Origin of the sequence: Desulfobacter curvatus DSM 3379, assembly GCF_000373985.1 — a bacterium.
Classification (GTDB): domain Bacteria; phylum Desulfobacterota; class Desulfobacteria; order Desulfobacterales; family Desulfobacteraceae; genus Desulfobacter; species Desulfobacter curvatus.
This window is the reverse complement of sequence record NZ_KB892900.1, coordinates 79,193-97,608: the sequence shown is the minus strand read 5'-3', so window position 1 is coordinate 97,608 and position 18,416 is coordinate 79,193. Positions and strand designations below refer to the sequence as shown.

Annotated in this window: 14 protein-coding genes; 5 read left to right on the top strand and 9 right to left on the bottom strand. The window is 50.1% G+C overall.

Features of this window, described 5'->3' with window-relative positions; genetic code table 11:
* Positions 1–500: 500 nt before the first annotated feature.
* From B147_RS0100455 to B147_RS0100415, 8 genes are all read right to left on the bottom strand, one after another.
* On the bottom strand, positions 501–2,222 hold the full coding sequence (locus tag B147_RS0100455) for a polyamine aminopropyltransferase (RefSeq protein ID WP_020585291.1): 1,722 nt from the start codon (positions 2,220–2,222) through the stop codon (positions 501–503).
* Positions 2,212–3,108, bottom strand: a complete 897-nt coding sequence (locus B147_RS0100450) for a DUF350 domain-containing protein (RefSeq protein WP_020585290.1) — start codon at positions 3,106–3,108, stop codon at positions 2,212–2,214. The genes B147_RS0100455 and B147_RS0100450 overlap by 11 nt, the downstream gene beginning before the upstream one ends.
* Before the next feature lie 161 nt (positions 3,109–3,269).
* Entirely contained in the window at positions 3,270–4,904 is a 1,635-nt protein-coding gene (locus B147_RS0100440) for a hypothetical protein (RefSeq protein ID WP_020585288.1), read from the bottom strand.
* Positions 4,901–5,539 carry a DUF4178 domain-containing protein gene (locus B147_RS0100435; RefSeq protein WP_020585287.1) on the bottom strand — a complete coding sequence of 213 codons (639 nt, stop codon included), beginning with the start codon at positions 5,537–5,539 and terminating at the stop codon, positions 4,901–4,903. The genes B147_RS0100440 and B147_RS0100435 overlap by 4 nt, the downstream gene beginning before the upstream one ends.
* Position 5,540: 1 nt before the next feature.
* Positions 5,541–6,773: a toxic anion resistance protein gene (locus tag B147_RS0100430; protein WP_020585286.1), complete on the bottom strand. Its 1,233-nt coding sequence runs from the start codon at positions 6,771–6,773 to the stop codon at positions 5,541–5,543.
* 12 nt (positions 6,774–6,785) lie between these two features.
* Positions 6,786–7,307 carry a hypothetical protein gene (locus tag B147_RS0100425; protein WP_020585285.1) on the bottom strand — a complete coding sequence of 174 codons (522 nt, stop codon included), beginning with the start codon at positions 7,305–7,307 and terminating at the stop codon, positions 6,786–6,788.
* A gap of 136 nt (positions 7,308–7,443) precedes the next feature.
* Positions 7,444–8,505, bottom strand: a complete 1,062-nt coding sequence (locus B147_RS0100420) for a hypothetical protein (protein ID WP_211216903.1) — start codon at positions 8,503–8,505, stop codon at positions 7,444–7,446.
* Positions 8,506–8,655: 150 nt separating this feature from the next.
* Positions 8,656–9,447: a PHP domain-containing protein gene (locus B147_RS0100415; protein WP_020585283.1), complete on the bottom strand. Its 792-nt coding sequence runs from the start codon at positions 9,445–9,447 to the stop codon at positions 8,656–8,658.
* Positions 9,448–9,755: 308 nt separating this feature from the next.
* On the opposite strand from B147_RS0100415, the gene B147_RS0100410 reads away from it, so the two are divergent.
* From B147_RS0100410 to B147_RS0100390, 5 genes are all read left to right on the top strand, one after another.
* Entirely contained in the window at positions 9,756–10,229 is a 474-nt protein-coding gene (locus B147_RS0100410; RefSeq protein WP_020585282.1) for an outer membrane lipoprotein, read from the top strand.
* 21 nt (positions 10,230–10,250) lie between these two features.
* Positions 10,251–12,101: a translational GTPase TypA gene (typA, locus tag B147_RS0100405; RefSeq protein ID WP_020585281.1), complete on the top strand. Its 1,851-nt coding sequence runs from the start codon at positions 10,251–10,253 to the stop codon at positions 12,099–12,101.
* 90 nt (positions 12,102–12,191) lie between these two features.
* Positions 12,192–12,329 (top strand): hypothetical protein, encoded by a 138-nt coding sequence (locus tag B147_RS31560; RefSeq protein WP_020585280.1) that lies wholly within the window; start codon positions 12,192–12,194, stop codon positions 12,327–12,329.
* 34 nt (positions 12,330–12,363) lie between these two features.
* On the top strand, positions 12,364–12,630 hold the full coding sequence (locus B147_RS27020) for a type II toxin-antitoxin system Phd/YefM family antitoxin (protein WP_020585279.1): 267 nt from the start codon (positions 12,364–12,366) through the stop codon (positions 12,628–12,630).
* A 238-nt stretch (positions 12,631–12,868) separates the two neighbouring features.
* Positions 12,869–14,056 (top strand): RNA-binding domain-containing protein, encoded by a 1,188-nt coding sequence (locus B147_RS0100390; protein WP_020585278.1) that lies wholly within the window; start codon positions 12,869–12,871, stop codon positions 14,054–14,056.
* Between the two features lie 137 nt (positions 14,057–14,193).
* Here B147_RS0100390 and B147_RS0100385 read toward each other — a convergent pair whose 3' ends face one another.
* On the bottom strand, positions 14,194–18,384 hold the full coding sequence (locus B147_RS0100385) for a hypothetical protein (RefSeq protein WP_020585277.1): 4,191 nt from the start codon (positions 18,382–18,384) through the stop codon (positions 14,194–14,196).
* Positions 18,385–18,416: the final 32 nt, after the last annotated feature.

The window sequence follows — 18,416 nt, the reverse complement described above, 5'->3', positions numbered from 1 at the left end:
ATCGTCTCAATCTTAAAGAATGATCACTGATTCCTCGGGGAAAATATCTAAGGAAGAAACTAAAGCACTTTAAAGTAGTGCAATAGGTACAAAGCATACAGGAAAAGATAAGTATGTCAAGGTAATTAAATTTAACTTGTTATACTAAAAAATGTTAAAATTTTTTTGCCTGACACCTTTTATTAAGGATAGTCACAATATATTGTCGCCGATTTTCTATTTAAGAATAACAAATGAGATAAACTTGACCAAGCACAAGCACTATTTATGGACTTCCAAGCCAATTTTAAAGCGGCGTTGGCTACGTTTGTTATTGGTGACCTGGATTGAAAATCTGATAGGTCAAATCAAGTTTTAAAAGGGCTACCTGAACAGCCTTCGTATTCGGAGAAAAAATTATCCAGATGAAGGCGTATAAAATTTGCAACTGGAGCAACCTCCCGGTTGTGAGGAGTGCAAATTTTTATGCAACGCCTCAGGTGGACTTTGACGTCCAAGCACTATTCCAGAAGCCAGGATTCGTGATTGTAATAGGATAGCAGCACCGGGAAAAGGAGGGTGTTGATTTCGGTGTGACGGCTTTGGTTCATGTCTTTGCCGAATACAAGCTCTCGCCTGAACACCTCGGGGGTTAGAAACCGGGTGGGAACGGTAAATTCAAGTTCCGTAATCTGTTGTTTACCAAGGTCTTTGTTCCAATCTTTACGGCTGCATAAAAACCATCCCCAGTCCCCGAAGGACGGCACATTTTCATGATATGGCAGGATAAAAAATCCGGCAGCGGTCAATGTCCTGCCAATACAAAGATAGCTTTCCTTGGCAAGGTAGGGGGAGGTGGACTGGACAGATGCAATGCCGTTTTTTGCAAGCCTGTGCCTGACTTTAAGATAAAATTCCTTTGAGTAGAGCTTGGTCAGTTCCGGTGTGGATGGGTCCGGCATGTCCACGATAATGACATCCCAAACCCCATTCACCTGTTCCAGAAACTTGTCTGCATCCAGGTTCATGACTCGGACCTCGGCAACGTGCCGCGTTTCGACCATATAACCTGAATCGGCTGATTTTCTTTTTCTATCAGAGGACGCTTGGTAAACTTGGCGAAAATCCCCAGGGGAAATCCCAGGACCTGTCAGGGTAGTTACCCGGGCGTTGTCAAACGCGTGATTATTGAGCCGGGACAGCAGCGGATGGGTGGTGGCAAGCTTTGTCATGGCCGGGTCCAGGTCCACCAGGGTAATCTGGTCAACATCCGGATATTTTAACACTTCCCTTAACGCGCAACCGTCCCCGCCGCCCAGAATCAATACCCGGTTACGGGACTGTGCCAGGGACATAGCCGGATGAACCAGGGACTCATGGTACCGGGCCTCGTCCGTACTGCATAACTGCAGGTTTCCGTTTAAAAAAAGCCGGATTTCGTCCAGGGGCTTGAAATGCGTAATCACAATATGCTGGTACTGGCTGGTTTTAGAATAAACGATGGGATCATCGTACAAGGCCTGTTCGTTGGAAATCTGCCACCTGCGGTTGTTCATATACCCGAAAATCACAGCGGCACAGGTGGCCGCCATGATCACAAGCAATGGGATATTTCGCCGGATGATCTGTTTTCGGGTGAAATACACAAAGGTAATCAGGGCAAGAAAAAAATTCATGCCCGAGGTTAAAAAAGCCGCTTCCGTAATTGGAAAAAACCGCAGCAGGATGAACACATAGACCAGGGCCCCGGCCAAAGAGCCGATATAGTCGGCGGACAGGATATTGCCCAGGTTGGTGGACAACTCCTTTGAAAAATCGTTGTTGATCCGTATGATCACCGGAATTTCGAGCCCGATGAGAATGCCGATCACAGAAACAAAAAAATAGAGCACCAGGCTGTAGTGGCTGGTATAGCCGTAGGACAGATAGGTCAGGGTGGGTGAGTACCCCCCTGCAAGGGCCAAGGCTATTTCAATGCCGATAAAGGCATGTATCAGGCGCTCCTTGGAAATCCCGGCCTGGATCAGACTGCCGAACCCCATCCAGAACATCATCAGCCCGATGACCATGGCCCACTGTTCAAAGGCATTGCCCAAAATCATGGAGGCCAGGCTTGCCTGGATGTACTCAAGGATGATACCGCAGGCCCCGGATGCAAACATGCACAGGCACAGCAGGGCCGAGGCCGTGTTGAGCCGGGAGCGTCCGGATTGCCGGGCGCTCCCCGATGGATCAGATGGCATGGGCAATGATCAGCGCCACGGCAATAAGGGTCGCCTGGACAACTACCATCGCCGCAACATTTTTATCCTCCTTGATCTCAGTTGCAATGTTTGTGGTGGGCAACAGAAACCGATCCACAAGCGCACTGAATCCAATGAGCAGAATCATACCGAACAACGTATAAACCAAAAACCCGACAATATCATTTACCCATCCGGTAAAAGGCCCGGATAGACTGCTTTTCAAAATTATGCCCAGGGCAACCAGAATACCGGCCAGGCCAATACCCGCAGCCGGATTATTCTGCTTGATTTCATCCCGGACGTGAAAGGGGGTGACCAGTTCATAAATCAAACCAAAGGCCAGGAGCACCACCTGACCCAAAACAAAAAAGAGCAGTGCAGATCCAAGAGACTGATAAAAACTGCCCCCGCCGCCGGACATGCTGCCGTTGAGAATAAAGCCTGTGGCAATGTACATGCCGGCCTCAACCATGCCAATGGCGGTGTTGCCTGTGGTGGTACGCCCATCACCAAGGCTGAATACCCTTATACATTCCCGGTCGTTGTTCATACGGCCCATCATGATGAAATCGTTGATAAACCGGGCAAAGAAAAGACAAATCGTGATGACGATACCGTCTACCAAAAGATAGAACATATCGGTCCTGAACCCTGCAGAGTCCCCTGACAGTGCACCGATCATGCCGATGGCAATACCAAGATAAAGCCCTGCCCGTCTTAACCCCACGGCCACATTGCCGTCGTCAATATGGCGGTCGTCATCAAAGTCCTTGGTCCGCCAGTCATCCAGCTTTTTAGCCAGAAGAATAAATAAAATACTCACCAGGGCATAGCATAAACCATGACCCATGCTGATTAAGGTTGCCGTATAACTTAAACTCATAACTTGTCCTCCTTATTTAGTGCCTGAAGGGAAATCCGTGTTTGGATCAAAAGTTGCCCAGGTGCAAGGCGCAGAAAAATTTGTAACCGGAGCAACCTCATGGTTGTGAGGATTGCAAATTTTTCTGCAACGCCGCAGATGGGTGACTTTTGGTTCAAGCACTATTTGCCTTTTGACTTGGGGCCACCGCCCCTAAGCCCCGAAGCGCCACCCCTTACCGAGGCAGAAGCGGTTTTAAATCCGCCGGTTTTTGAAAAAGTGCTGTTCTGGTACCGTGGTGAATCTTTCATACGGGTCCCCCGGGAGCCGAAGGTGTATCCGGTGCCGGTCTGGCCGTAATAGGGCTTTTTGTATCTATAATCCGAGCGCCACCGGTTCCATGATCCATAGGAGTAGTAATGGGAGGGAAAAAAGAACAGGTTGGAGAAAAAAGCATACCGGCCGTACCAGGACCAGAAACTATTGCCGCTTTCATCCTTTTTCCATTCCCCATACTTTGGATTGCCGACATAGGCCATGCCGGGGGGAGCTGCCTGGGGATCAGGTTCAAACTCACCATAGGGCTTGGACAAAATCGCCATGCCTAGGTTGTCCAGGTTTTGTTCATAAAAAGAGGCATTCACCGGTTCCCAGCCGGTTTCCGAGGTTTCTCCGTTCTCTTCTTTCAGATATTTATGAAAATACTTCAATCTGGTGCTTTCCAGATAGAAGGTGGCGGCATTGTGCCTGGAATCAGGCCAGCCTGCGGCCAGATCGAGATTCAATGACTTGAATGCCGATTCCAGCCCCCGGGTTACCCGCAGATTCATCCCGTTGTACCCCGGGGTCAGATCTGCAATGGATTCGGCGTCGGACTCGGTTAACGCCTGGAAAACAGCCGGGGAAACCTGAGCGGTATAAGCGAAGATTCCGGGGTTGTAGTAGTCCGACCTTTCATCCCAGGATTCACGATAGATGTCGACATAATAATCCACCTTCATGTCTTCAAGGATTTTGGTATAACTTTGGTATAACTGGTCCAGATCCTTTTCAAATTTTGGTCCGTCCTTGGAAAGTGTCCTTTTTGCCTGTTCAATGGCATCGGCTGCCGTAACAAAGGCGGCATAGTCGGCGTTTCCCTGGGTATGGGCCTGATACTGGGCTTTTACAATATCCGCATTGGCATTTGTGTCATCCGCCATTTTGGGAAACGGGGCAAACCGGGCCGTAATTTTGGCTTCAGAGCCGGGGAATTGCTCCTTTGCCTTGGCCACGGGCCCCTGTAACAGGCCTTGTACCTTTGACAAAATGGTATCTGCCGAGGACAGGGCGGATTTTTCCATGGCCGGAGCATCTGCCATGGCGGCCTTGATCCGGCTTGCACGTTCAAAAGGTGCCTTTGCCTGATCCTTTGCTTCCCGGATCACCGAGTTCACCTGCTTGATCTGGGCCTGGGCCTGGGCTTCGCCTTCGGGTTTATTCTGTTTGAGGGTGACGTTTAACCCCTTATCATACACCTCCCGGGCCCGGGCCAAGGTGGCGCCAGCATTGGAAAATGCCATATCCCATTTTTCTTTTGCTGCATACTCAGCCAGAACGGAAAAATCCGGGGATGCTGACAGACGGTCATATTTTTTCTTCTGGGCTTCAATAAAATCCCGGGTGGATTTCAAATCCTGTTTTACGGCTTTGGCTTGGGTTTTGGTTGCATCAGAAAGGCCCTGACCGCAGCCGGTCAGAAAAACCAAAGCCAACAAAACAAACACTACTCTTGGGAATAGTTGTTCTGTTTTAATACAGGAGGTACGGCCTCTCATGGTTCGCCCCCTCCTCTGGCAATCAAAGTAAGCTCTGCCGGGTTTACAGGTTTGGAAATATAAATATGGTATTCCTCTTTGTCCCCATCCTGCCACTCTTCAATGGTAAGGAACAAGGATGAACGGTCATTGATAAATTCATACATATAAACCCGTTCTTCCTTGCCGTTGCGCCGGTATACGGCAGCCCAATCATCGTCATAATTAAAGGTATTCCCGGCATAGATGATGCTGTCTTCATCATCGACAATCTGGTCCAGATCATCTTCATCAATGGGCTGGCCTTCATCATCGGTCAGCCGTTTGAACTTGGTCTCATTCAGGGTAATGCACACCTCCAGTTCATCATCAATTTCCCATTCAAAATGCCCCACGGCCCCGGTCTCCAGGCACAAGCAGGTCAATTCGGTGACAAAGTAGTCTTTCAGCTTTGAATAATCTCCACTGGTCTCTTGGTATTTATTGATCTCCTGGATAATATACGTGCTGCCAAAACAGGTAAAACAGTCGCCCACCCCTGCATCCATAATGGTCAGCTGGGTCTGTTCCTCCGGGGACAATACCTTGTCCGGGGCCAGGGTGCGAATCAGGGAAAATCGCTGATCAAAGGATTTTTGTTCTGAAACGGATATCATGTTAACCCTCCTGACGCCTTGACGTTAATGCATCTGTCCTCGCCCTGAACCGTTCGTTCATAACCCCCAGGGCATTGGAACTTTGGGAAGCGATGCTGATGGTCTCCTTTGAAATGGCAGCGTAGGCCTCAAATGCCTGATCATAGGTGTTGCATGCCTCTTCAAGGGCTTCTATGTTCACGGTCATACTCTGGCTCATCTTTGCCCCTTTGACCGCTGCATCGCCAATGACCTTTGCCGTATCCGTCATGGTCTCGGCCGCTGCCTGCTGGACCATATCCAGGTGTTTCAGGGTATCCATCTGCTGTTCTGCGGCCACCCGAACGGCCAGGGCATTTTTCACGGCCGTGGCCAGGATCATGTCCGTGCGCTGGACCAGACGCTGAACCAGGTGTGAATTCCTGACCATCATTTCACCGCCGAACCGGGTCTGGAGATTGGAGTTGTCAATGGTCTGCAGGTCCACAACCGCCATGGCCAGATCCGAGGTCAGGGTGGTCAACGCCTCTTTGACCCGGGGATCGTCCACCGTATCTAAATGAGCGGTGAGTTTTTCCCAGATCAACTGGCCCAGGTAAATCTGTTCCTGCAGGGTCGGCTGGATCTCTTTTAAGGCATCGCAAATCTGGGACAGTTCCGCCGCGTCAAAGGCCACCTGGTCCGCCTCGTTGCGCAGATGGTCCCGGATGCCGTCAATGGTGGAATTCACGGTCTCCCTTCGTTCGGCAATAATACGCAGGATCTCATCTCCTTTGGGCAGACGGTTTACGGTGCGGGTGAAAAGCCCCATCACTTTTTTGGGCAGGGGCATTTCCGTTTTTGCCACCATGGTGGGGTTGACCTTATCCAGTTCAGTTTTAATGGCAAGGATATTTCTTGCCACAGGTGAGCTGTCTTCGGCTGCCACGTTTTTCAATACCGAGCCCATTTTCCGGTCGTAAAGGGAGACCTGGGCCTGGGTTCTCTCCATAATTTCCCGGCCCAGGGAAAAAACAAAGTTGCCGAGCTGCCAATCCGACGGATCGGCTTTGACTTTCTCCACAAAACCGTCAGCCGCCTCTTCAAGTGCTTTGATATCTTCAACAGCAAGGTGCCCGGGCTGAACCGGCACCAGCTGGTTGGGGGCCTGGACAGGGGTAAGCGCACCCTGCCCTGAGGCTTGTGTAACTTCTGCTAATACAGGTGCTTTGGCCTGACCAGCCACATTGGCAAGTTCCTGAGCCAAACTGGACATAGGTTTTCTCCTTTATGAAAATTTGCCCTCAAGAAAATGGGCCATGGTTTTAAATTCTGCGGTTTCGTTATTGTCCACAATCTGCCTGGATCTTACGCAAACGTCATGAAGGCTTTCAATGGTTTTCTCAAACGCCTGCCGTTGGGTCTGCCTGCTGTTTTCAGAAAGATCGAGATATTCTTTAACGGTTTTGAACAGATGGATACCCCCAATTTTTTTCAGTTCATAGGTCAGTGTCTCCCCCGGATAACGGGTGACCATATCCGGGATAAGTACTTTAAGATCGTCAATAATGGATTCAATTTTTGAAACCAAGTCCATGGAAAAACCACGGTCGGTTCGAATCATGATATTCAGTTTAATCAAGGTAGTTAGGATTTCCTTAAAATCAGCACCGGGGTCTTTTTTTTCAGCAGCCGGGGAGGACTGCTCTCCGGTCCCTGAAGAAGCTTTTGGTGTTTTCAAACGCCTGAGAATCAGGCTGAGTGAAAATAACGCAATAATAAATACGGCAGATACAATTATAACAGTCATGAAATATTCCCTTCCAGATTTTTGACAAAAGCCTTACTTTAATGGTAACTTTATCGCCTTTTAGACCAGGACGGTAATACTGTTATACATTAAATGTCGTGAAGTTCAAGTCATTCCGCCCTCTTCATCAGGTTGTTTAAGATGATTCATACCCACAAAAATTCCCCAGTATCGTTATGCCCTGGGCTTCACCGATGCCGCCGTTTCCATGAACCATGCCATATTGCCAATGGCCTTGGATAAGCTGCTCTGTAGCTTCGATTAACCCGTTCAACGCCGGATTGTTCCAAGCAGCCCTGGCGATGTTCATCCCTCCGGTCACCGTTATCTCGTGGTGTTTAAGAAACTCACGGATTTCATTGATGTTGCCGACAAAACCTGTCACCAATAACAGCGCCATGGGTATGGGCGGATAGCAGGTATAGGCATCCAGCAAAAGATTTTTATTTTGGAATTCCCGGATGATGTCTATTTGGGATTCTGCCTGGGCCCGCAAAAATGCGTCTTTCAGGTGAGGAAACAGGTCGTTGCCTGTACCGGTGATACGGTTAATCGCCGTTGGGTCGCCTTGTACGATGGAATATCCCGAACCTAATACCTTAAGCCGTCTATCTTCAGGAATGTTTAATTGTTCAGCGGTACGGGTATTGGCGACAATAAGTCCTCCGGCAAAATCGATATTCGGGTTTGCGCAGTCGGTGAGGCAAAAAAGATCTGTGCCCAGGTCCCGCAGGACTTTTCCCCGTGAGGAATTAGGCGGTGCGACTGATTTATTCTGAAAGGTCCGCAAATAATTGTTAAAAAGGTTATCGGCCAGTTCACGAAATTCATCATCTGAAATATCCGTTTCCCTGCAAAGCCGGCGGGCAAGAAGATCGTAGCATTGAATAAGGCTGAAATCTTGAAATATCTCCATTGCTTTTTTTATTGTATCTTTGCCGTATTTGCGCGTATCAGACAGCAGGGGGTCATAACCGAAGATGAAAACTGCGTCATATAGATCATTTTTAATTAATTCAGCGGCATCCGTGATCGCCTGGATCGGCCCGGCACCTGTTTTATACGTATTGATCTTTTTAATGGTATTGCACCCAAGGATGCCGAAATAAAACCGGTTGGCAGCTTCAAAGGAGTGAAGGAGGGGATCAATAAAAAAATATGCGACCCGCTTATGTTCTGCCGTCAATATGTTATTCATTTCCATTGCATTATGAAAACAGTTTTTCATAACTTGGGGTGATAATTTATTCTCTTCCTGAAAAGAAATTTTTTTTGCGTAGATGATTTGAGCTTCCATATCTATCTTCATTACGGCCCTGTAAACTTTCTTATAAAATTCCTATATTTTTTACAAAAACGAACACCGCTTGGCAATATTCACACTGTTCTCGACAGCTTCCGGATACATCCCAAATCGTTCGGCCTGCTCCTCCCCCGACCGGAAATTGAATCCATTTGCGTGAAGCAAATTGTTCCCATTTGCTTCACGCAGTGCATTGCATGCCGCTGCATCATCAGGATCAAGGTAAAACGGCCCCCCTGTTACCACACATTCCACCTGACACTTTTTGGCCAGATCCCCCAGCAGGCGATTCATATCCATCTCGCCAACGCGACCATTGTCCTGCAACTCAACAAACAGATTTTTTGCGCCTACAATTGATTTCAGCTGAAGCAACAACGCCTCTGCGCCCTGGTAATGACCGGCTTTCATGAGTTTATCCACCGCTCCCCCGCGGCCGCCGGTGAACACAATCAGTCCTTTGTGATACTGCGCCAGCAATGCCAAATCAATCTGCGGGCGGCCAATGTTGCCGACAGTTTGCGCAATCCGGTCAAGTTCACGCAGATTTACCAGCCCCGTATCATTCTCCGCGATCACCGGCAGATGATATTTCTGATCGGCCTTTTGGCGATGATCCCCGAGTGTCAGATAGAATCCACAGCCCACAATCGGCGTGATCTGCTCGTCACGGCACGCAGCAACAAAGGTATCAACACCGCTCATCGTGCCGCTGTCCATAATCCCCAAAGACGCCATGCCGTAAGTTTTTGCCCGTTGTACTGCCTTGTCAATGGTCAATACCGAATTCCCGGCAGTATGTGTCGTGTGTATGTGCAGCTCTATGTAGTTATTCATCTATTTTTCCCGATTCTCCCGAATTCCTTAAAATGCAACAAATTTTTTTGTTTCTATATGTGAACCCCTGTACGATTACAAGCCTCTTTATTCTATCAAGACAAGGACCAATTTTTATTGATCAACGTTCTCATATGCAATTGACCTGTCCTATTGACTTTCTCCCATGCAATGATTACTTCCTTTTGCCGCTTGCAGACGGTATAATAGTCTTCTAATGTTATTAACTTAGGCGTTAACGGCAAAAAGCAAGCGGGCCGGGCGCCTTTGACAACCAGTTTAGATGTTAAGACATAGGAGGCAGAAACATGAATACAGCCGGATCAGGCATAAAGCTTATTGTTTGCATCATGGCTGCAGCAATGATGACCATGGCAGGATGCGCGTCATCCAGCTCCAATGTATATACCCATGACCAGGCCATGCGGGCCCAGACCGTTGATACAGGGACTGTGGAATCCGTTAAATCTGTTATCATCCAAGCCTCGAATCCCCCGGTTGTCGGTGGTGCGGTCGGCGGTGTGACCGGCGGCGTGCTCGGCAGCACCGTCGGCCATGGCCATGGCCGGGATGTGGCGACCATTGTCGGGGCCCTGGCAGGTGCGGCCGTTGGTGCAGCCATTGAAAATGAGGCCAGAACCAAAAACGGTTTGGAGATTGTTGTTAATCTTGACAGCGGACGAACCATTGTGGTGGTTCAGGAGGCGGATGTACCGATGTTTCCCGGGGACAGGGTTAGGGTGTTAACAGCCCCGGACGGCACCACCCGGATTTCAAAGTAGTGTTTAGACTATCAGGAGAATATGAAAAAAAACAGTGCAGTAAATGATAAATTAAGAAATGTTGCCATCATCGCCCATGTTGACCATGGGAAAACCACATTGGTGGACGCCATGTTTAAACAGAGCGGGATGTTCAGGGAAGGCCAGGAAGTGGATGACCGGCTCATGGACTCCATGGACCTGGAGCGGGAACGGGGCATTACCATTGCCGCCAAAAATTGCTCGGTTACCTGCAATGGGGTAAAGATCAATATTATTGACACCCCGGGCCATGCCGATTTCGGCGGAGAGGTGGAGCGCGCCCTTTCCATGGCGGATTCCGCCATTCTGCTGGTGGATGCCTCCGAAGGGCCTTTGCCCCAGACCCGGTTTGTGCTCAAAAAAACCTTTGAAGCAGGTCTTCCCGTGCTTGTGATCATCAACAAAATTGACCGCAAGGATGCCCGGCCCGATGAGGTACTGGACATGGTCTACGACCTGTTTATCGACCTTGGGGCCACGGACGAACAGCTGGATTTCACCTACCTTTACGCCATTGGCCGGGACGGAATTGTCAAGCGGGAACTGGAAGAAGAGGTGGATAACCTGAAAGTTCTTTTTGATATCATCATCAATGAAATGCCCGCACCATCTTATGATCCTGAGGCACCGTTCCAGATGCTGGTATCGGACCTTGGCTACTCTGATTACCTGGGACGCCTTGCCATCGGCAAGGTGTTCAACGGCTCTGCCGCCTCCAACGCCTCTTTGGTGTGCATGGACGAGGATGGCGGCGGCAAACAGCTTAAGGTGTCCAAACTCCAGTCCTATGACGGCATGACACTGGTGCCGGTGGATCAGGCCGATACCGGAGATATTGTCGTTTTGGCAGGCATTGAGGATGTAAAAATCGGTGATACCATATGCACCCGGGAAAATCCTTTGGCACTGCCCAGGATCTCAGTGGACGAACCCACGGTGTTCATGCGATTTGCCATTAATACCTCGCCCTTTGCCGGCAAAGAGGGCAAAAACGTTCAATCCAGAAAAATCCGGGAGCGCCTGCTCAAAGAAACCCTGCTCAACGTTGCCATTGAGGTGGAGGAGAGTACCGACGACGACAGCTTTGTGGTCAAAGGCCGGGGTGAACTGCAACTGGCCATTCTCATTGAAACCATGCGCCGGGAAAATTTTGAAGTGTGTGTGGGACGCCCCAAGGTCATTTACCGCGAAGAGAACGGCCAGACCCTGGAACCGATTGAACATCTGTTTGTGGACTGCGATGAGGATTTCATGGGTGTGGTCACCGAAAAACTGTCCGTGAGAAAGGGGAAAATGACCAACCTGGTGAACAACGGCAAGGGCCGGGTCCGTTTGGAGTTCTCCATCCCGTCGCGCTCCCTGATCGGGTACCGGGACGAATTCATGACCGACACCCGGGGCACGGGCATCCTGAATTCATATCTATCCGGGTATGAGCCATATCGCGGGGATTTTCCCGTGCGCTACACCGGCTCTATTGTGTGCGACCGCCAGGGTAAGGCTGTGCCCTATGCACTGTTCAACCTGGAACCCCGGGGGCGGCTGTTCATCTCACCGGGCACACCGGTATACGAAGGCATGGTCATTGGCGAACACAACCGCCATTCCGATATCGACGTCAATGCCTGCAAGGAAAAGAAACTGACCAATATGCGGGCCTCAGGAAAAGACGAAGCCACCATCTGCTCACCGGTTAAACCCATGACGTTGGAGCAGGCCATCCATTTTATCAGGGACGATGAAATGGTGGAGGTGACCCCCTCATCCATCCGCATCCGCAAGGTGGAACTGAATGCGGCCAAACGCCATATCCTGGCCGGAAAACTCAAGAAAAAGGATGCAGAGTCCTGATATTGCGTATAATGCTTTGATCAAACTATCAATGGTTTGAAGATATTCTTCCCTTTGAATTTCTTTGCTGTTTTCCAGATCTTCATTTAAATGTTCCAGGACCTGTCAGGTCTGGGTTCGGATCTGATTGCCCTGGTTCATGGATTGAGCCAGGGCAATCAGATCCTTTTCGGCAATGACCAGCCAATAATTATCGCACCGCTTGACAATCAGACCAGACCAGACTAAGTTTTGTTAGCATCTTTTTAAAAAAGGGCTTGCAATGCATATTAAGACGATATCAGAGGCCATGGCCAATTTGTCCTATTTGATAAAAATGGTCCAGGAGACAAATGAACCTGTTAGCATTGGAAAGGCAGGCAAGCCGATAGCTGTTTTGCCTGCTTATAAACAGGACGAATCTTCGCGCAGGTTAGGTGGAAGCTGGGAAGGCAAAGTAAAGGTATCGGATGATTTCGATGACATTGATAAAGATATCACGGACAGTTTTTACAACACTGCTATTTTTCCGGATCAGAAAAAGAATTAGAACCCATCAATTCCCCCCTTCCCATGACACTTGAACATGCTCAACTTGCCGGGCGACTGCCTGATATTCATAAAGATCCCTCCGACCGAATGCTGGTGGCCAGGCCATGATTGAGAAACTCACCTTGGTAACACGAAACAAAATGGTTCTCAAATATAAAATAAAAACCATCACTGCCTGAATGGGTAGAGATTGATCCGATAAAACAATATACCCCGGAGAAAATAGAAACAAAACCATGGAAAAAAATATCAAACAGGTGATTCAGGATGGTGAAAACTCCCTGGTCGAGTTTAAAACACCGGATGTCTCCCCCCAGTCTCTGGCCGAAGAGATATCTGCATTCGCCAATGTCAGGGGCGGAGAAATTTTGATCGGGGTTTCAGATGACGGCCAGGTAACCGGAATCGATAAGGCCCGTAGGAAAAATCTGGAGGAAGCCGTCATGAATATTTGCCGGAACAATATTCTTCCCCCTTTGATTCCAATGTTTGAAACAACAACTGTTGACGGAAAAATGATTGCGCGGGTCCAGGTGCCGGAGGGGCTCGAAAAACCGTATCAAACCGCTTCCGGAAAATACATGATCAGGGTGGGCAGCACCAAGAGAAATTCCTCCAGGGAAGAGTTGTTGCGATTGTTCCAGAACGCCGGCGTGGTTCACATTGACGGAAAACCGGTCCCCGGGGCATCCAGACAGGACCTGAACCTGGATAAAATCAAGCACTATTTTAAAGACGTGTATGAACTGGACATGGGAACAATGGATGAGGCGGAGACCAGGGCCTTGCTGGTTAATGCCAGTCTGGCTGAAATCGTTCATGCAAAGCTTTGCCCGAGCATGGCCGGGCTGCTCTTTTTCAGCAAAAAAGAGGGAGTAGTCACCGCCCTGGAAAAATACCTTCCCCAGGCCGGGATTCAATTTGTTTATTATCAGGATCAGGATCTTGAAACGATTTTTGACCGGATGGACTGCTATGATCCAAGCCCGGAAGCCATTGATACAATCCTTTATAAACTTAAGCTGAACTGGAAAACATCATCCGTGATCCGGGGCATGAAACGCGAAGAGCTCACATTTCCCCAGGGGATTTTGCGGGAACTGTTGGTAAATGCGGTGGTTCACCGGGATTACAGCATCCATGAAAAAATCCAAATTAAAATGCAGCCCGGAATAATAGAAATCACCAATCCCGGCCGCCTGATCAACACCGTAACCATTGAAAAAATGAAGGCTGGTATTTCCATCAGCCGAAATCCCATTATTTTAAAATTCATGCAGAACTACAGATATGCAGACCAGTTGGGAAGGGGTATCCCTATGGTTTTCAAGAAGATTTCGGCAATGCCCGGGTTTAGTTTTCATCTGGAAGCCCGGGACGAGATGTTTAAGGCAAGGCTTGAATTTCCAATGAAAAGCACATAGGGTTCAAGTCGTTTTTTCTTCATCAGCATCGCAATTCCCCAAAGGGAAATGGCACAAATAATTATACCGTCCCAGCGGTTTGCCCGTTGTAATTCAGTTCTATCTTTATCAACAAGCGGTGGACAAGTCAGGGACATCTATGTATCCGGCACATCGCTTTGATCGGCACCTATTTCAGGGCCGGCTTGTTTCCGGGCTTGACCTTTCGGTGTCCAGTGGCTTTGTTGATGGGTCTTGGGTTTGGGCCTGCGCCATTGCACTTTGGACCACAGTATGGGGGTAGAAAACCTTGTCCAGCCCCATTTAAGAATATTGATCAGCCAGAAGGAGACCCAAAGCGCCCAGGCCAGCATGGCAACCCGGTAGGCCCACATGGGAATAGAGACCATCCAGGTACGGGGCAATTCAGGCCCTGACACATCATGGTACCAGCGCAGCAGATGGGCACTGGAACCGTTGCCCCGGATATTCATATCCGGATGGCCTAAAAGTCCGTTGGAGATGCTGAACACCAGACATACGCCCGACGCCAGGGTCAGTGCCACAATACCCAGCTGGATCAGGTCGAACTTCATACCGGTGAACTGATCGGCTTTGGGCCGTAAATCCAGGACAATTAGCCATCCGGCCACAACGATGGCGGCTGCCGGATGGCTCATGGTGATGCCGATGAACAGCAAAAACCACTGCAACAGATTCAACGGTGTCCACCCGGTTTTTGACAGAATAAAGGCAATGATCAGGATCACAATCACTTCGGACCAAAACAGCACAGCCGGTCCCAAAGCCGGATCTCCACCCAAAAACAGGGGCCACCGGCTGCTGCCCGGTTTGATATCCACACAGGTGTTGGCGCTGTCCATGCCTAAATCCACAGCCGGTGTTTTATAAAAGGGCGTGATACCGCCGGCCGATACCCATTGGAGCACAATCTCCTGGTGTCCGGGGACAATGGGCAGGGTCACTTTGTTCTGATCCTGGCGGATGGGGCGTATCCGGCCTTGGATTTTCACCTCCTGCAGCCTGGCGTCCTTGGGCAGGGCAATGGTGTGGCGCCCGCCCTGGCTGCTGTTGATGGTCAGATCCAGCCGGGCCGTGGTGGCTGTTCTGCCCGGTGAAAAGGCCAGCAGGCTTTTCTCAATGGTCATGGTCTGGCCCTCAATGCCCTGGGGCCGGGTCACGGTGAGCGTCAGGATCTCCCCGGGCCAGGGGTGCCAGGTGGGATACCAGCGGGTGCCGGTTTTATGAAAGATTACAGGGGTGCCCTGGTATTCCATGTGAAAAACAGGGCTGACATCAACTTTCCATATTTCGGTCCAGTCCCGGGTCTGTGCATGCTTTAACTCTATTTTATCTGCGGGGGCCAGAAAAGATTCCCAGGTCAATGTTTTTTGCCCGGCCCGGAAATTGATCTTTGCCATATTCTTATCTAGCCGGATACCTTCGGTGGTGATGGATTCGCCAGGCAGCAAAGGAATGTCAAGAACCATGCCTGATTTTGCTTCGCCTTCGCGGATTACCCGGGTATTTACTTTCCAGACAAGTCCGAGCAGCAGGGTCCGTTCAACCCTGGCAAAGGAGGGCAGTACACCTGTTTCAAGCACCTGCTGAGTTTTACCGTCGGCCCGGGCTGTTCGTTTAAACTGGAGCTGGTCATCAAAACTGCCGTCAGAATGACGGCCTTCCACGGTCCAGCCGTCCATAACAATATCCAAGTGCCGTGGCTTTAAAGAGAAAAAAAGCTGGATCTCGTTTTGCTGCCGTATGGCACCGTCAAGGTCTATTTGGTGGCGCCCTTTGGGGACCATCACCCAGAATTGCCCCTCTTTTTTGAAAATGCCGGCAGCGGTCAGGCCATCAACAGCCACCTGTGACGGCAGCCACTGGCTTTCATCTCCGGGCAGGGGAATTGCCGTGTCAATGGCGGCATGAACCGTTACGCGGATCTTCATTACATCCTGTTTCAGATCAATGGATGCCGAGGGTAGATTTGCACAGTTATTGAAACATTTATCCGTTTCAAGCAACCGTTTTTCCAGCTCTTCCAGCATGGCCTGTGGCGGAAATTCTGCCGCATGGGACAATACCGGGAAAAGACAAAGAACAAGTACAAACAAAGCGGGAAGCATCTGTTTGATACCGGTTTCACCGGCTTTTTTAATACCGCCTTTGCCGATACCGAGCATACCCGCACCTAAAAGCACCACAAGGGCAACCCGCACAAAGGCCAGGGCCAGGTTGGCTTTTGGCCCGATAAGGAAAAAATTGACGGACTGGCTTTTGCTCACAGGACCGGACCAGGAAAAGCCAATGGTTTCATAGGCCGGCCACAAAGGCATACCCGGGCCTGTCTGGGTTCGTGCCTTTGGGTCATACTGCATCACCTGGGCAGGCCTGCCGCCTGATGCCGGTGCACTGGCCGGGTACATGGATTTGGACAAGCTTCCTATACGCATCAGCTTTTTTTGATCCGAAGCCTGCTGTTCCGTTCTTGTCTCGGCCGGGGTCCGGGCCCCGGCCGCCATCTCCATCATCTGGTCCCGGGATTCTGAGCGGGTGACGGTATTTGAGGTATCGGTCCATGTTCTGGCCAGTTCCGGGTATATGCCGATGCGAAGGGTCTGGATGGCAAAGGGAATCACAATGGCGGCAAAACAGATCAATGCCAGCCCTTGGCAAAGCTTGACAAAGGTGCGCATCCTGCCCCCAGGCAGATATTTTAGCAGGGTAAACCCCACCAGAATCACCAGCCAGATATACCTGGGGGCCTGGTCTTCATGGAAAATCAGCACCAGGGCGACAAAGGCAAGAATGGCTAACGGTTTTGAGTAGACCCGGGACAGGGCAATGGTAAAAATCAAGACCACAAAAAAATCCAGCAGGGTCCATCGGCCCACCCAGGTGCCGGGGATGCGGTCCACGCCCCGGGCATTGAGCAGGGTCCAGCCTGCAGGCAGGTTAAGCGTGCCTTTTACCTCATTAAAATCATGGTCCCAGCCCGTTGCCGGAACATTGGCAATCCCTTTTTCAAAGGTGGCATCAGCCAAAATATTTATCCTGCCGTTTCTCAGCTCAATACCGGCTTTATCACTATCTTTCCTTTGGGTGATCAGCTGCTCTTGCCCATCCACAAGAACCTGGCCCGGATTGATGTCCGGATTCAGTTCCAGGCGCCAGTTGGTGTTCTTTTTGCCCGTGATTTTATCCTGGATAAAATAGCCGGAACCGTCAAACCGCAGCCACAGGGTCCGGTTCAAGGAGAGCTGGTCCGGTGCTGGGTCAGGATCTCCCCGCTTGATCTGCTTAAATGCCAGTGTGGTGTCAGGCGTCATCATGTACGCCGGAAAGGATTGCCATTTTGCCGGCATGGCCGTTTGCTTGGGGTCAATGGATTCTGCGCCTGAAAGCTGCACCTGTCTCAGGTCTGTTCGAGGACTGAAGGACCAAATCTCATTATCCGGCCAGGATGCCTGGTCCGGACGGATGAAGCGAACAGTCTCCAAGGGCCCTGCATGGCGAAGATTAAGGTTGATTTTATAGCGTCCGGGGCGAACTTGGATGGTGATCCGACCGTCGGACTCCAGGCGGGCGGGCAGCGGGCTATCAAAGGATACTGGGGTAAACTTTTCGCTTTTGAATACCGGCCCCAGGACCATCTGCCGGGCCTGGCCCGACACTTCCAGGGAAAAATCAATTACCATCCGGGCTGGAATGGCATCCTCGATCAATCGGAAACATTCAATTTTCAAACGGTCTTCCACCCGTTTTTCACGATTTCTGTGTTTCAGCCACAACCGCCCCGTGTTGTCCAAATCCGGGAACATTACGGGCTGATCGTTAACCCTTAAACCCACCAGTCCGGTTGATGCAGGAATGTTCAGTTTTTCAGGCATGGACCGCCAATGAAATCGCCCGCTGATAGTATGACCGCCCGGGGAAAGTAACAGCCCAGGGGCATTATTTTGATCCAGAACCACAGCAGGCTTGCCGTCGGCCAGAACCTGCATTGGCCAGTTCCGGTCTGAGCCCGGCAAATCGACCCGGATCCGGGTATACACCTGCCATGACTGTTCAAATGTCCCCCCGCTGTCTGTCAGATTCAGATTCAACCGCCCCGGCCAAGCGCAGAGGATCTGCCCGGCATTGTTGTACATTGGAATGCATGACAACTGCTTTTCTTTTCCGTGCAGTACCCATTCTTTCCAGGGGACAAGGTCTTCGGGAACGTAAACAGGTGTCCGGGCATGGGCCTGGCTATATGCGGCCAGAAAAATTGCTGCAACCAGAAGCAATATACGGATCGTACCGATATTTCGCGGAATCATCATGACATTGTCCTTTGTGAAAAGAATCCGACAAA